The organism is Methanosarcina baikalica (assembly GCF_031461075.1).
Lineage (GTDB): Archaea > Halobacteriota > Methanosarcinia > Methanosarcinales > Methanosarcinaceae > Methanosarcina > Methanosarcina baikalica.
The window spans coordinates 1-14,819 of sequence record NZ_JAVKPK010000023.1; the positions used below are offsets into that span (position 1 = coordinate 1).

General features: G+C 43.5%; 12 protein-coding genes. 7 read left to right on the forward strand and 5 right to left on the reverse strand.

Features of this window, described 5'->3' with window-relative positions; all coding sequences use genetic code 11:
* The first annotated feature begins 125 nt into the window (after positions 1–125).
* The 6 genes from RG963_RS07200 to aroA all read left to right on the forward strand — a co-directional run bounded on the left by RG963_RS07200 (position 126) and on the right by aroA (position 7,028).
* A complete protein-coding gene (locus RG963_RS07200; RefSeq protein WP_310575596.1) occupies positions 126–1,037 on the forward strand; it encodes a nitroreductase family protein in 912 nt (303 codons plus the stop codon).
* Between the two features lie 494 nt (positions 1,038–1,531).
* Positions 1,532–2,077, forward strand: a complete 546-nt coding sequence (locus tag RG963_RS07205) for a dihydrofolate reductase family protein (RefSeq protein WP_310575597.1) — start codon at positions 1,532–1,534, stop codon at positions 2,075–2,077.
* A 69-nt stretch (positions 2,078–2,146) separates the two neighbouring features.
* On the forward strand, positions 2,147–3,076 hold the full coding sequence (locus tag RG963_RS07210) for a restriction endonuclease (RefSeq protein WP_310575598.1): 930 nt from the start codon (positions 2,147–2,149) through the stop codon (positions 3,074–3,076).
* 631 nt (positions 3,077–3,707) lie between these two features.
* Entirely contained in the window at positions 3,708–4,568 is an 861-nt protein-coding gene (gene htpX / locus RG963_RS07215; RefSeq protein ID WP_310575599.1) for a zinc metalloprotease HtpX, read from the forward strand.
* Between the two features lie 412 nt (positions 4,569–4,980).
* The gene (locus RG963_RS07220; protein ID WP_310575600.1) at positions 4,981–5,634 is read left to right on the forward strand and encodes a thymidylate synthase; all 654 of its coding nucleotides are present in this window, start codon (positions 4,981–4,983) and stop codon (positions 5,632–5,634) included.
* Positions 5,635–5,735: 101 nt separating this feature from the next.
* Positions 5,736–7,028, forward strand: coding sequence for a 3-phosphoshikimate 1-carboxyvinyltransferase (gene aroA / locus RG963_RS07225; protein ID WP_310575601.1), 1,293 nt, complete (start codon positions 5,736–5,738; stop codon positions 7,026–7,028).
* 858 nt (positions 7,029–7,886) lie between these two features.
* On the opposite strand, the gene mcrA is transcribed toward aroA, so the two are convergent.
* The 5 genes from mcrA to mcrB are packed head-to-tail and all read right to left on the reverse strand — an operon-like array spanning position 7,887 to position 12,820.
* Positions 7,887–9,602, reverse strand: a complete 1,716-nt coding sequence (mcrA, locus tag RG963_RS07230; protein WP_310575602.1) for a coenzyme-B sulfoethylthiotransferase subunit alpha — start codon at positions 9,600–9,602, stop codon at positions 7,887–7,889.
* Positions 9,603–9,612: 10 nt separating this feature from the next.
* Positions 9,613–10,359 (reverse strand): coenzyme-B sulfoethylthiotransferase subunit gamma, encoded by a 747-nt coding sequence (mcrG, locus tag RG963_RS07235; RefSeq protein WP_310575603.1) that lies wholly within the window; start codon positions 10,357–10,359, stop codon positions 9,613–9,615.
* A 1-nt stretch (position 10,360) separates the two neighbouring features.
* Positions 10,361–10,981, reverse strand: coding sequence for a methyl-coenzyme M reductase I operon protein C (mcrC, locus tag RG963_RS07240; protein WP_310575604.1), 621 nt, complete (start codon positions 10,979–10,981; stop codon positions 10,361–10,363).
* A 6-nt stretch (positions 10,982–10,987) separates the two neighbouring features.
* On the reverse strand, positions 10,988–11,491 hold the full coding sequence (mcrD, locus tag RG963_RS07245) for a methyl-coenzyme M reductase operon protein D (RefSeq protein WP_310575605.1): 504 nt from the start codon (positions 11,489–11,491) through the stop codon (positions 10,988–10,990).
* Positions 11,492–11,515: 24 nt separating this feature from the next.
* Entirely contained in the window at positions 11,516–12,820 is a 1,305-nt protein-coding gene (gene mcrB, locus RG963_RS07250) for a coenzyme-B sulfoethylthiotransferase subunit beta (RefSeq protein WP_310575606.1), read from the reverse strand.
* A gap of 419 nt (positions 12,821–13,239) precedes the next feature.
* On the opposite strand from mcrB, the gene mmp10 reads away from it, so the two are divergent.
* Positions 13,240–14,475, forward strand: a complete 1,236-nt coding sequence (gene mmp10, locus RG963_RS07255; RefSeq protein ID WP_310575607.1) for a methyl coenzyme M reductase-arginine methyltransferase Mmp10 — start codon at positions 13,240–13,242, stop codon at positions 14,473–14,475.
* Positions 14,476–14,819 lie beyond the last annotated feature (344 nt).

Genomic DNA, 14,819 nt, shown 5'->3' on the forward strand with positions numbered 1-14,819 from the left:
TATACGAATTTTACACTTGCACTAAAAGTCTAAAATCTGCACCTAATGTCAAGAGAAAATGGTACTTTAAGTGCAAAGCCGCATTCAACAAAAGATTTTTATAACCGTCGTTTAGAACAAAACTTATGGCCATCCCCACTGCCAGACATTCTGAAACCGCAACTGTCAGGATCGATTATGAGAAGTGTAAGGCTTGCGGCCTCTGTGCTAAAGTCTGCAAAGGAGCCCCTCTCTACCTTGAAAACGATAAAGTATGGGTCGACCAAACCCGCTATTTTGGCTGCATCGGCTGCGGGCACTGTGCTGCAGTTTGCCCCACAGGAGCCATCGTAGTTGAAGGAAGAGAAATATCCCAGACTTCCTTTATGGACATCCCTGCCAAAGAAAACCGAGCAGAGAATGAAGAACTTATGGCTCTCATGCTTGCCAGACGTAGCATCCGGGAATTCGAAGAGAGGGAAGTTGAGCAGAAAAAAATAGACCGAATCCTGGCAGCAGCAAGCATGGCACCCATGGGAATTCCACCATCAGATGTTGAAGTCCTGGTTATAAACGGAAAAGAAAAAGTAAGGGAATTTTCCGACGACATGTTAGAGCATATGAAAAGCCAGAAATGGATATTTTCAAAACCTGCACTTCTCCTGATGCGGCCTTTCATGAAGAGGGAAGAGTATGAAGTCCTGGACAAATTCATGTATCCGGCGATAGAAATCTTTGAAGAAATGAGAAAAGAAGATACTGATTACCTGCTCTACGGAGCCTCCCTTGCGATGTACTTCCACGCCTCTCCTTATGCTGATCCAGCAGATCCTTTTATCACGGCCACCTATGCAATGCTTGCAGCTGAAACCCTGGACCTTGGAAGCTGCATGATAGGGACCATAGGCCCAATGCTGAAAAATGGAGGCAAAAAAGTGAAAGAAAAGTACGGAATCAATCCCCGAAACCAGCCCGGAATAATGATAATTTTCGGTTACCCTGCAGTAAAGTACAGGCGTGCTATTCGAAGAAATCTCGCAAAAATCCATTATTTTTGAAAGAGGAATTTCTCTTTTCTTAAACTTCTATTTGATTAGCTTAACCTACGTTTGAATTTTCCAGACCCAAAGTAGACTCTTTTTTCCCTTCAAATTCACCTTCATTTCAACCGGAACTCTGTTAATGGAGCATTCAAAATTGATGCAGTGGATGAGAGAGGAAGGTAAAAACTTGTGATTTCTGGATAAGCATGTGAGAAATGATCCTTTCTAGAAGACCAATTTCATAATAACTGGTCCTCTATAGGAGACCATTCTGAGAAAAATCTGATATTTTAAGAAAATACAACTTGATTCTGCAAAAGGGATACTGAGAATCAGCCAAAAACCTTCGCCCTGATTGTGTGAGTACCATACCCCTACCTTTCCTGTTTCGTCCGCTTTTGAAAGGTCTGAGTCATACAAAAACTGAAATGAAACAAAAAAATAAGAAGCGGAATCAACATAAGACTATACTATATCACTAAAAGATGTCACTAAATGGGGAAGGGAAAATGAAAGGAAACACACCCAGAATAAAACTCTATATCGCAGCAAGCCTTGACGGTTTCATAGCCAGAGAAAATGGCAGCATCGACTGGTTAACCAGATACGAAAACGACTCCGAAACAGACTATGGCTATTCCCAATTTTATTCATCAATAGGCACGGTCCTTATGGGCAGAAAAACCTATGAACAGGTCCTGGAATTCGGAGAATGGCCCTATGGGGAGAAAAAGTCATACGTATTTACCAGACAAAAAGAACCTATGCGCCACGAAAATAACGTAGAATTCGTTTCCGGAGACATCGGGGAGTTTGTGCGCCAGCTAATGGAAAATACTGAGAAGGATATCTGGCTCGTGGGAGGCTCACAGCTTATCAAGACGTTTTTTGAAGAAAACCTTGTTCAGGATATGATTGTTTTTGTGGTCCCCATTATTCTTGGAAGTGGAATTCCACTGTTTGATCAAATTGGAAGAGAGATAAAGCTCAGGACTGAAAGGGTAGAAAGGTACGAGAATGGGCTGGTGAGTGTTGAGTATAAAATAGAGGAATAATATAACAAAATAATAAACTATAAACACTCAAAGTTTTAGATAGGAATAATATCGTTATTGAGTGATTTAATGGTAATTCCAGATTATCAATCCGTAATGCTCCCTTTGCTAAGATATGCAAGAGACAGCAGAGAGCATCGAATCCACGATGCAGTAGAAAGCTTAGCTAAAGAATTCGGGTTAAGTGAAGGGGAAAGGAAGGAGCTACTGCCAAGCGGCCAGCAAGCTGTTTTTAAGAACAGAGTCGGATGGGCTAGCACTTATTTGAAAAAAGCCGGATTATTGAATTCCGGAAAGAAGGGGTATTTTACCATCACTCAAAAAGGACTGGATATTCTTAAAGAAAATCACACTTCGATTGATGTTGATTTTTTAAAACGATATGAGGAATTTAATAAGTTTTACAACGGAGATAAACAAATTGTAATTGATAAACCCGGTATTCTCAGCATAGAATGCATAGAAAGAAAAGAAGACCTTGATCCCGAAGAATTCCTCGAAATCGCGTACCAAAAACTTCACACTGAACTGGTTTCCGAAGTCCTCTCTACCATAAAGAAATGCTCAGCCAACTTTTTTGAATCACTGGTGATTGATGTCCTGACAAAAATGGGGTATGGAGGTTCAAGATCAGATGCCGGAAAAGCAGTCGGCAAAAGCCACGATGGGGGCATTGACGGTATTATAAAAGAAGACAGGCTTGGACTTGATGTCATTTATATCCAGGCAAAACGCTGGGAAGGCACAGTAGCAAGACCTGAGATCCAGAAATTCGCCGGAGCCTTGATAGGAAAGAAGGCAAAGAAGGGAGTTTTCATAACGACTTCGAGCTTTTCAAAAGAAGCTATCGAATATGCCGATCTTACAGAGAACATTGTTTTGATTGATGGGGAAATGCTTGCAAGGCTAATGATTGAATATGACGTAGGAGTTTCGAAAGTAAAGTTTTACGACATAAAAAAGATGGATACGGATTATTTTGAAGACGGAGTAATATGAGAAGGGATTAATCCTCCGGTTCTGGCAAAACCGTAAGCTCATTTGTGTTTGAGCTCATCCCAGAACTAGAATTTCCGTCTATAACTCTCATATTCCGAATAATCAATCAAGGTTTATGATCATGAAAATTATTTATGAAACCAATGATTGAGAATAAAATTGGTTTTGAGATGAGCTCAAACACAAATGAACCAACCCAATAAATAATTTCTTTCAACAAATATATATACTTGAAGGTTAATGATTAGTTCGATTTCAAACCAATGTTGATACTCAAAAACGCGCCAAATATAAATATACAAAAATAGAAATATTACTGGATATTATAAGTTAAGAACATCGGAGCATTTATAGAGGGCAGGATAGAATATATTATATAAAATTTGAATTTTCCTCATTTAAGAATAAAGTTTCCATTTCATAGAATTCAGAATTAATTATAGATAAATAAGGAAACTAGAATAACACAATTGTATCAACTTACCTTATGCAGGATAAAAAAATATATACCTGCAGTCAGAATGTATATTACTGATTTTATTTGATCTAACTTAACAAAAAAGTTCAGAGCATAGGAAATCAAAGACCGAAAACCCAGACATTAGCCTGGGAGGACGTCGTGTGAGAAGTCATGAAGAACATGTTTAAAACTACAATTTTGCTTGCTGCCCTTACAGGTCTCCTGGTTCTAATAGGAGACTACTTCGGCGGAACAAGCGGAATGATTATTGCATTCGCGTTTGCAGTAATTCTCAATTTCGGAAGCTACTGGTACAGTGACAAGATAGTCCTCAAGATGTACAAAGCAAAGGAAGTTTCCCCTGCGGAAGCCCCGAACCTGCACAGGATCGTGGATGGACTGGTTATGAAATCAGGACTACCAAAACCCAAAGTGTACATCGTTGAGTCTGGCATGCCAAATGCCTTTGCAACCGGCAGAGACCCAAAGCATGCAGCTGTGGCTGCTACGACCGGAATTCTTGAGTTGCTCTCTTATGAAGAGATTGAAGGCGTGCTGGCACACGAACTGGCACATGTAAAGAACAGGGATACCCTGATAAGCGCAATAGCTGCAACCCTTGCAGGTGTTGTCACAATGCTGGCTAATATGGCGCAGTGGGCTGCAATATTTGGCGGCTTTGGCGGCAGAGATGATGACAACGGGGGAATCGTGGGCCTTATCGCAATGGCCATTGTGGCACCTATTGCTGCAACTTTGATCCAGCTTGCAATCTCAAGGTCAAGAGAATTTGCAGCAGATGCAGAAGGAGCTAGCATGTGCAGAAAACCCTGGGCTCTTGCCAGTGCTCTTGAAAAACTCGAGGATGGGAATTCCCATTACAAGCCAAGTGTTTCGGATGTGCAGGCAAAGGAAAGCAGCGCCCATATGTTTATTGTCAATCCTCTCAAGGGAGGCGCGATTCAGTCTCTCTTCAGGACTCACCCGGTAACCGAGGAGAGGGTAAAGCGTCTGAGAGCTATGAGGTTCTGAGAAGATTTCTCAAACCTTTATTTCTTTCCTTTTGTTCCAATTCATTCTCTTCAGTTCCTTTTCCTTCACTTTTTTCTTCAATCTCTTTTCTTCAATTTATTATCTGGTTACTCTTATCCAGATCTTTTTTTGTCCGGAATTTTTTTAAGATAAGCGTGATATATGCTATCAATGTACACAGTAAGGTTTTCAGATTGTACCTGAGAGAAAGCACTTGTAAAAGAAAGTGATAGATAAAGAAGAAGGATAAAAAAGGATAAAGAAAAAGGATAAAGAAAAAAAGATAAAGAAAAAGGATAAAGAATAACAACTCTAAGGGAAAAAAACTGGCAAAAATCAGAAGGATATTTTTATAATTGAATTATGATATGAATTGTCCACACCCTATCCTGATTTTATCGGGGAGTTTTCAATGGAAGACAGGTTTGAGATTGGCAGGATCATCAGGGCAAAAAGTATCTCTGATGCATGGTATCGCGGGCTTAATATCATCTGGAATCACGGAACTGTGATTACTGATGAGAGAGGAAGCCAGATCAGGGAATTCATGGATTTGATGGTAGTAATTGAAAATCCCTATACTGACAGGATTCCTGCAGATACGGCCTGGAACGAGGAAAGGCTTGAAGAGTACGCAAAACAACTTATTTCGGGAGAGAACGCACAGGACTTCGAGTACACGTATGGGCAGCGTCTTCGGAACTGGAACGGAAAAGTAGACCAGATAGAGTACGTTATCGAAAAGCTGCAGGAAAGCCCTACCTCCAGGCGAGCAATAGCTATCACCTGGATTCCTCCTATAGATACGAAAGTTAATGAAGTTCCCTGTATGATGCTCGATGACTTTAAGATCAGGGATGGAAAAGTACATCTCACTACTCTATTCAGAAGCCATGATTTCGGGGGAGCTTACCCGGCAAACCTTTACGGGCTCTCGAAACTTCTCGAGTACGTAGCTGACAGGGTAGGAGTAGAACCCGGAACGATCACTACTATCAGCATTTCAGCGCATGTCTATGATCATGATTGGGAGCTCGTGGAAAATATTGTAAAAGGTGTGAGCTAAAATTTTAATCATATCCAAGAGAATCATATTCAGAAGGCTAGAAGTAAGCACTTGAATCTCAGGAAAAGTCTAAAATAAGAAATATAAGAGTTCTGGTACATATGCGTATTTCTATAAACAAATCCTCAATCAAAGGGGAAGTCTTTGCCCCGCCTTCAAAGAGTTATACTCACAGGGCTATAACCCTGGCAGCCCTCTCAAAAGAGTCAATCATCAGACGTCCCCTGATTTCCGCAGATACTCTTGCTACAATCCGGGCTTCCGAGATGTTCGGGGCTTCGATTGAAAGGGAGGAAGAGAATCTCATCATTCATGGAGTTAATGGAAAACCCCATGTTCCGGAAGATGTAATTGATGCTGCGAATTCAGGGACAACACTTCGCTTCATGACCGCAGTAGCATCCCTTACTGATGGGATTACAGTGCTTACAGGAGATTCCTCCCTTCGCACCCGGCCAAATGGACCTCTTCTCGAAGTTCTCAACAGGTTGGGTGTAAAAGCCTGCTCTACCAGGGGAAACGAGAGGGCTCCGCTTGTAGTCAAAGGCGGGCTTGAGGGAACAAAGGTGAATATTGACGGCTCTATAAGTTCCCAGTTTATTTCTGCCCTTCTAATAACCTGTCCACTTACCGAAAACAATACTACCCTTTCCATTACAGGTAGACTTAAGTCAAAGCCCTATGTGGAAGTAACTATTGAGATGCTTGAACTGGCAGGAGTCAAAATCCATACAGATGATAACGACAATATCAGGTTCATCATTCCTGGAAAACAGAAATATGATCTCAAAGAGTATACCATTCCAGGCGATTTTTCCTCTGCATCTTACTTGCTTGCAGCTGCAGCTATGACAGATAAGTCTGAAATTACGGTTAAAAACCTCTTCCCCTCAAAACAGGGAGACAAGGTAATTATTGAAACTCTCAAACAAATGGGAGCAGACATCGCATGGGACAGAGAAACAGGTATAGTAGTCGTAAGGGGAGGAAAACGACTAAAAGCTATAACCTTTGACGCCGGTGCAACCCCTGACCTTGTCCCTACAGTTGCTGTCCTGGCTTCAGTTGCTGAAGGAACAAGCAGAATTGAAAATGCCGAACATGTAAGATATAAGGAAACGGACAGGCTGTGCGCCCTTGCGACCGAACTTCCGAAATTTGGAGTCCGTCTTAAAGAAGAGAGGGATAGTCTGACAATCACCGGAGGAAAACTACAGGGAGCAGATGTCCATGGCTGGCATGACCACAGGATTGTCATGGCTCTTGCAATGGCGGGAATGATGGCAGGAAATACAACAATTGACACTACAGAGGCTGTATCCATCTCTTATCCGGATTTCTTTAAAGATATGTGCAACCTTGGAGCAAAAATGGAGAATATTTCGGAAAAATAAGTAGCATCCAGAATTGAGACTTGCAGGATCTCTAACTGCAGGACTCATCTTTAATTTTGATCTAACTGAGGTTTTGCCATTTTCCATAAAATCCCTTATTTTCAAATAATATTTGAAAATAAAGCTTATTTTGTAAAAAAATTTGTTTAAAACAGGTTAAAACCAATTTAATGTAATATTATGCCAATAATTCTAAATAAAGAGATTTTTAGTCGTTTAATAGCGAGAAAAACTACGTTTGAATTTTAAACACATAATAAATATTTATATTTTTATGCAATTTGTATACATAAATCATACCAAATGCTAATTTTCTAAGCATATATAATATTAATTGAGTTCTCACAGCCAGATTCCGTATTTGGCGGCATTTAGCAGTTCAATTTTAGAGGTTTTAGATGTGATTTTTTTACAAAATAAGCAGTTATAATCTATTTTTTTGCTTTTAAAGCATTTTTGTCAATTTTGGCAAAACCTCAACTATGTTCATAGAGAAGTGAATTCTCGAATTTCGCCGTTTTTCTTGTATTACATGTTTTTCAGGCTTTTTGTTCATTAATTTTGACTATTTTATGGATTTATAATTTATTCGAGCTTTGATTTCTTATTAGAGCTTTAAAAGCTCCCTTTTTTTGAATTGATCTTTCAAAAATCCAAAAAGGCTGTTCCATCTGAATGGGTAATCGGAAAAAGTAAAGGAAGAAAACCAAAGTACGGAGATAATGAGAAAGTGGAATATATAAATTTAATGAAACAAAGCAATTTCAGGAAAAGCAGTACAGAAAAGCAGGTATAGAAAAAAGAAACAAAAAGTAGGCCAGAAGGCCTACTCCGTTTTAAGATGTTCATTTGTTGAGATTATTTTGCCGGAATGACGAGGGATCTCTCGCCAGCAGGCACGAACTCTCTCATGGCACCGCGGCCGAATTCTCTCCTGGGCTCAGCAAAGTTGAAGGGCAGGAGGTCATCAGCGAAGCAGACCTTGATGAGTGGGTTGACGGTGAATGCGTCGCCACGGCCTGCGTGGGCTGCCTGAGCGATACCTGCGTATCCACCCTGGTGACCGACGTTCATTGCGTAGTTGGGGTAGTTTGGACCACGGAGTTCGTCTGGGAGACCTTCGTCGCCCTGGTAGGACAGAACATTTGTGGCACCACACTGGTCCTGCAGGTCGTATCCGAAGAAGCCGAGACGGCCCCATGCTTCCTTGTGCAGGTACATGGAGAGGTACCAGCCGGAGAGACCGGCATTTGCGTTTGCGGTTGCAAGGGAACATGCAACACCGGCTGCAGCTGCAAGCACGGTTGCTCTCTGGGATCCACCGAAGTGGTCTTCAAGGGCAGTCGGGAACTTTTCGTAGGTCTCGATACCGTAGAGTGTGGACTCTGTTGCAATGTCCTTTACTACGTCGAGAGTTGCCTTTACCTTGTTGTCCTTGCCTACATTTGCAGCACCGTTGTACTTGTCGTTGATGTAGTCGACGTTGTAGTACACGTTGTTGTCGAGGATATCGTCAGTGTATGCAGCTGTTGCATACTGAGTAAAGCCGACACCACCGGACATGTAGGATCCGAGCCAGATCTGGTCGTAGAGCATGCAGCCTGCACCAACGACTTCAAGGGAAACCTTTGCTGGGTCGTCAGCAACTGTGCGGCTTGTCTGGATTATATCTGAGAGGTGACCGAAGGAAAGTCCACCGGGCTCGTTAGGGCCACGTGCACGCCTTGCGGGGAGCATTTCACCCATGGAGACGAGAGCTGCGTGCTTTGCAGCAAAGGACAGGTCAGCGACTGCTGCTTCACCGGCGCACATTGCGTATGCGGAGATGAAGGACATACCGATCTGCATGGCTGCCCACCTGGAGGTCTGTGCACCGTCAGTTGTCCTGGAGACAATTGTTGGGATGTGGATTGCCTGCCAGGAGGTCTTGCCGATGGAGGCCTTAATCTGAGCTGCCTGCTCTGCATTGAACTCCTTGTTAATGTTGATCAAGAACTGCTTGTCGATTTCGTCTGCAAGCTCGTCATCGCCTGTGAAGATTTTGACGTAACAGTCATCAACAAGTGCTGGGTGTGTCTCGACCATCATTTCCTGAACCACTGCTGCACCGGGCATAGCGTGGTTGAGGACTTCAAGGTAGTGGTTGATGGTTTCAGGGGTAACTTCCTTACCCAGCCTCTTCTCAAGAGTCTCGTGAGCGAGGTCAAGACCGACAATACAGGTTCTCCTGATATCATCCCACATCTGCTGCATTGCAGCGTTGTTCACGTAGTGGAGGTCGTCAGGTTCTGCAACAATATCAGTGCCAGAGATGACGTAAGGAGTAATTGCACGCTGACCAAGAGGAGCACCGGAGTGCATCATTGGGTTGTAGAATGCAATGCCTCTCTTCTCTGCGATTTCTTTTCCGGCCTTAATCATTTCGACCTTTCTGGGGTCCTGCTCAGGTCCAAGCCTCAGGAACTTTTCTGTCTTGCCGGTGATGTCCGTGGTAGACTGCTGGTTTGTACCAAATTCCTGTGTGAACTTAACTTCCATTGACTTTTTGAATTTTGAGAAAATATCTGCTGCCATTTTGGTCACCTCATTTCGGCTGGAATCCGTATATGGTTCTCTCATCGAATACTCTCTGTACCCATTCAATGACCTCAGCATCGGCCCTGAAGGCTACATTGTCCACACGGTAAATGGTGGTCCTCTTTGCGGCTTCTTCAGTGGACATTGGCTTGCCGAGGTCTACTTTCCTGTCGAGAGGAATTGCAACCTGGTCCTTATCCATAATGATGGTGCCACCTTCGAGTCTTCTCCTGTCGACCATGTCGAACATTACACCGTCTTCCTGGAGACGGACGGAGTGACCGTGAACTGTTGCACCGCGCATACCGGAAAGTGCAGGGCAGCTCATTTCAGTTTCTAGCTGGACCTTTGCGCACTTTTCCATATCTCTCTCACGGGCTTCAACGATCTGACGGCCGGAAAGGGTACCTGGGTCTACGCCTCTGAAGTTAATTGCTGCAAAATATGATCTGAAGTACGGGGTCGCAGGTGCGTTGTACATGGAGTCAGCGAACTGAACGTACCTGACTCTGTCACCTGCTTTTGCACCGGGTGTAGCATCAACGATCTCACGGGTCGAGCAGGCGGGCTCTCCCATCTCTGCAAGTGGTGGGTGAGTGCTCGGGTAGTCGCTCCCTGGGGCACGGTGTCCGAGGATTGCAGTTAAGTCTTCATCTGAGATTTCCCTGAGTTTCTCAAGTTTCCCAGACATGTGCTTTCTTCTGTTAACGCCAACTGATGTTGCGCCTGGATAAAATTGTGCTTTGTAAGCCATCTCATGCAACTCCTTTGTGATCTTCTAACTGGTCTAATGTAGTCTTGACGTATTTAACGATTGAATTTAGTTTATCCCTGGGACAGGAATCACCGCGTGTAACTCCACTCACCATATCCATCACAATTCCTTTCGTACGAATATTTTCATCCCTTGGCATCACTAATCTCGTCTTTATCCCTGCTTCTGCAAAATCCTCAAAATCTACCGGGATCTGGCTGACTACAATTGCCGGGATATTAGCCTGGCTCAAGATTTCCCTGGCTTTCCTAATTACATGGTCCTTGATATTTCCGAGGTGAATAACAGCCAGTTTGTGCATTTCAATCTGTGAGACTTCTACCGGACTCAATACAAAAGATCCGGTCCTCATACCTGATTCGGGGATTCCGGAACCTGAATAGAGTACCAGCACACTGACCTGAATGTTTTCTTTCCTCATGCCGTATGTGATCTCACACACCGGTTTTGTGATATGTCTCTGGCCGGGACTCATGGCAATAGCTACAACCTCAGCACGGCCGGCTTCCGAGAGAGTCCCTCGCTGAGCAAGTCCTCCTCCTCTGCCAAGTCCCGCACCACATCTGCAGTCAACTACCTGCGTTTCCCGATCGATCATCATACTTTTTCACTCATCTTCATCCTTTTTCTCTTGCTTCTCAATGAAGACGAGCTGGTTTGTTTTGGCTTTCGGATCTACCATACCAAGCAAGCGAGGGTCTGCTTCAGGACCAAGTTTTGCATAATCAGTTACTGTAGGCTTTTTCCGGAAAAAATGTCCTTCCCTGAATTCAAAGGGAAAGGGGAGCAATTTTTCGCACAGTTCCCTGATAGTTTCTTTAGCTTCGGCGTTTGAAAGTTCAATCCTGATCCTGCCTGCACAGATCTTCAATTCAATAACTTGATCTCCAATCTGAATAGGCTTTCTTAGTGGATGTTCCACTTTTTCCCCAGTGCCTGGACCGGCGGATACCTTATCAGGCAACCTGTTACCCTGCACCATAACGCGGATTACCCCGTCCACTTTGTAGATCTCACCTATGAGCTTCTGAGCTGTTTCGGGGGACAGGATTCTACTGGGAAAGATTTCGATTTGAATAGAATCTTCCTTATTTGAAGCAGAGTCTGACATCGTTAGACCTTTCGAGTTATATGTTTAGAGCGCTCCTGCAACTGCCTTAATCGGCTCGCGGAATTCTTTGATTCCACCAAACACGTCACCAATGAGGCCGGATGTGGATTCAATTGTGAACATCTGGGTACCTGCATCAAGGGCTACTGCTGCGCATACGCAGGGGATTGCAAATCCTCTGGAGTGCCTGGTAACGACGTGGTTACCGTTGAAGACACCAGGTCCACCGCCACCGTAAATGGAGTGGCTGAAGAATGAGAACCCTACTGCGACACCCTGTACTTTACCGTAGTCGCATCCTGGGAGACCGGTTTCCTTCTCAAGCATGTCGTTGAAGTAGAGAAGTGTTGAGGAAACGTTCTGAGCTGCACGTCCTGCACCACAGTTCACGAGAGTGGCTGCAAGTGTACCGGCTGCTGCATAGGCGTTCCACATGGGGACGTCGTTTGCCTTGTAGAAATTGTATCCGGAGGGAGCTGTCTTGTCAACGGAAATAACGCCGTCTTCAATTGCTCTGCCAACGATGGACTGGATAACGGTTCCAATGGTACCGTTCTTACCGTTTTCCTTTACAACGTTATATACGACATTGTTGGCGTTGAGGCCCTGGCATGCGAGACCGAGGAGCTGATGCCTCTCGAACATACCGACTGCGCCACCCATCTCGAAGATACCAGCCTGCTCATAGATAGAAGAGAGAGCAGCTGAGTTCATTGCAGATCGGCTGGTGATTGCTGCAACGTGGTTTGCCATGATGTTCCTGAGGGAGAAGCCGAGACCTTCGTTGTTCTGGGGAATGCTCAGGATACCTGCAACATTTCCGCCCATGAGGTCCATTGTCTGCGGATAGCTTCCCCAAACAGCGCCCTTCACTATGGGTGCATCGTACATATCGGTCTTGAACATATCCAGAATCGTCTGGGTGATTGCTGCTGCACCGACTGTGGTTGCGGACATATAATCGGCACCAGCGGTCATTCTGGACTCTGGGACCTGGACGAGCAGGCTCTTTCCGCCCTTGAGAATCTTTACATTTGAGTCGTCGCCTTCATCGACTTGGATAAGGTCCTTAACGCTTGCTGCAATAGCATCAACATTGCCTACGATATCGTAGTTAAGTCCACGGCCTAAGATCTGACGGCCCTTTCCGCCCATCTTGCCACTGGCAAGTGCTCCCTGAATACCTGCGAGGGAGACTGCAACGGACCTCTTGGTGTCCAAGATGATTTTTTTAATTGCTGCGTTTCTTGTTGGAGCAAGGTTCATGATGTCGACTTTGCTCTCGAGCAGTTTTCCTCTGTCGTCGTAGATGTCTACTGTGTCAGACACTTTAATTTCCTCCTTAATTTATTAAAATCATTTTGGGACTGGTCACCTATTCGAGTGCTTTTGCACCCAATAAATCAAGTACCGTATCGTTTTTAAGTGTCCACTTTCCCAATGAATTCTCATTCGTTTAGAAGGTACTTAAATCTTTTGTGTTCTCCGATCGATGAATTCATGTATTTTTTTAAAATTGATTTTATTAATGTGAGATCTATTTTTGTATGATCATATAAAAAAACGGGATCAATAGAGAAATATAATTTCAACGTTACTTAAAGCCGCCAAAAATATACAATAAGACTTAATTAAAATATTTTTTAGGAAGCTGATGAAATGACAATAAATTTTTCCAGATGTTGTTTAGTCACCTGGAAATCATACCAAAAAGATTTAGTAATATCCTCGTAATACGAAAGTTTAATATGGAAGTAGTTGTTGACGTAGGCGGAAATCCCGGGGTAGACTGTAGAGGCTTTTGCAAATATTGCTATTTCAAAAGGGTTAAAGAGACTCCCCCCCTGGGCTGTAAGTACTGTCTTCCTTTCAAAAAAGGATGTGACTACTGTACCCGCAGTGTAAAAGAATCATACTCAGGCTTCAAACCTCTTCAGATGGTACTGGAAGAGACTGCAAGAAAGCTCTCTTTTGCAAGTGGAGAAATCGGAAAATTCACTATCAGCGGAGGAGGCGATTTAAGCTGCTACCCAGAACTGAAAAACCTTGTCGCTTTCCTTTCTCAGTTCAGGACTCCCATACACCTGGGATATACAAGTGGAAAAGGCTTTTCCAAATTTGATGATGCTCTTTTTTATATAGACCAGGGAGTCACAGAGGTAAGTTTTACAGTCTTTGCAACTGATCCGGCTTTAAGAGCTGAATATATGAAAGACCCGGAACCTGAGGCGTCTTTGCAGGTTCTTAAAGATTTCTGTACTCATTGCGACGTGTACGGGGCAATCGTACTAATTCCGGGAGTAAATGACGGAGAAGTCCTTGATAGAACTCTAAGTGATCTGGAGATCATGGGTGCAAAAGGGGCTATCTTGATGAGGTTTGCAAACTTCCCGGAAAACGGGCTGATTCTGAACAACGCCCCTATCATTCAGGGCATAACTCCACATACTATCCTAGAATTCACCGATCTGGTGCGCAGTTCTGCATCAAAGCATCCTTCCATGAGGGTCACAGGAACTCCGCTTGAAGATCCGTTAATTGGTTCTCCCTTTGCCATTCGGAATGTTCCCGAAGCCCTTGCAAAGCTTCCGAAAATCACAAAAAAAGCCACAGTAATCACAGGCCGGATAGCAGCCCCAAGACTGAGGGAAATCTTTGAGACCCTGGGAGGCTCTGTGAATATAGTCTCCCCGAAAAAAGACATCGCATGCCTAATTACGATAGAAGACTTCAAAACGCTGGACCTATCGGAGGTTAATGAAACCGTTTTTATTCCAGGACGGGCCTTTGTCCATGATATGGAAGTTAAAGAAACTCTTAAAAGAGACGGAGTTGACAGGCTTGTTCGCAGGGGCCCAGAATGCCTTTCTGTAGATGGGGAAATGTCAATAGGCATGACCAGAGAAGAAGTTCTGGAACTGGAAATCGAAAACTTTACTGAGCTTATAGAGCAAATCAACTCACTTGGGCTGCCTCCGGAATAAAATCGAATGACAAACGAAACTTTCAACCTAGATCTAAGAAAAGCCCATACTTTATTCAAAAATAGCCACATAAGGAAGTACAGATAATCAGACAGATACTATATAAATGCCCATAAAATTATATAATTACATGCGAGATATATACGCGACTGTCAATCGAAATTGGATAGATTTTCTCCTTTAAGGGAAAAATATGAGGCTGAAAGAAGCCTATTTCCAGAAGAAAAGTTGGACTTGAAATAGTAAGGTTAGGGAATTGAATAATAAATACCTCTGTATCTTCGGGCTTTCAAACGGCCCTATCTCCTCTGGGGCCATCAGAATAAATTTATTTCGGATCACAA

What these genes read in the sequence shown, in the direction of transcription:
- RG963_RS07200 (WP_310575596.1), top strand. Translation starts at nt 126, where the DNA reads ATGGCCATCCCCACTGCCAGACATTCTGAAACCGCAACTGTCAGGATC.
- RG963_RS07205 (WP_310575597.1), top strand. Translation starts at nt 1,532, where the DNA reads ATGAAAGGAAACACACCCAGAATAAAACTCTATATCGCAGCAAGCCTT.
- RG963_RS07210 (WP_310575598.1), top strand. Translation starts at nt 2,147, where the DNA reads ATGGTAATTCCAGATTATCAATCCGTAATGCTCCCTTTGCTAAGATAT.
- htpX (WP_310575599.1), top strand. Translation starts at nt 3,708, where the DNA reads ATGAAGAACATGTTTAAAACTACAATTTTGCTTGCTGCCCTTACAGGT.
- RG963_RS07220 (WP_310575600.1), top strand. Translation starts at nt 4,981, where the DNA reads ATGGAAGACAGGTTTGAGATTGGCAGGATCATCAGGGCAAAAAGTATC.
- aroA (WP_310575601.1), top strand. Translation starts at nt 5,736, where the DNA reads ATGCGTATTTCTATAAACAAATCCTCAATCAAAGGGGAAGTCTTTGCC.
- mcrA (WP_310575602.1), bottom strand. Translation starts at nt 9,602, where the DNA reads ATGGCAGCAGATATTTTCTCAAAATTCAAAAAGTCAATGGAAGTTAAG.
- mcrG (WP_310575603.1), bottom strand. Translation starts at nt 10,359, where the DNA reads ATGGCTTACAAAGCACAATTTTATCCAGGCGCAACATCAGTTGGCGTT.
- mcrC (WP_310575604.1), bottom strand. Translation starts at nt 10,981, where the DNA reads ATGATGATCGATCGGGAAACGCAGGTAGTTGACTGCAGATGTGGTGCG.
- mcrD (WP_310575605.1), bottom strand. Translation starts at nt 11,491, where the DNA reads ATGTCAGACTCTGCTTCAAATAAGGAAGATTCTATTCAAATCGAAATC.
- mmp10 (WP_310575607.1), top strand. Translation starts at nt 13,240, where the DNA reads ATGGAAGTAGTTGTTGACGTAGGCGGAAATCCCGGGGTAGACTGTAGA.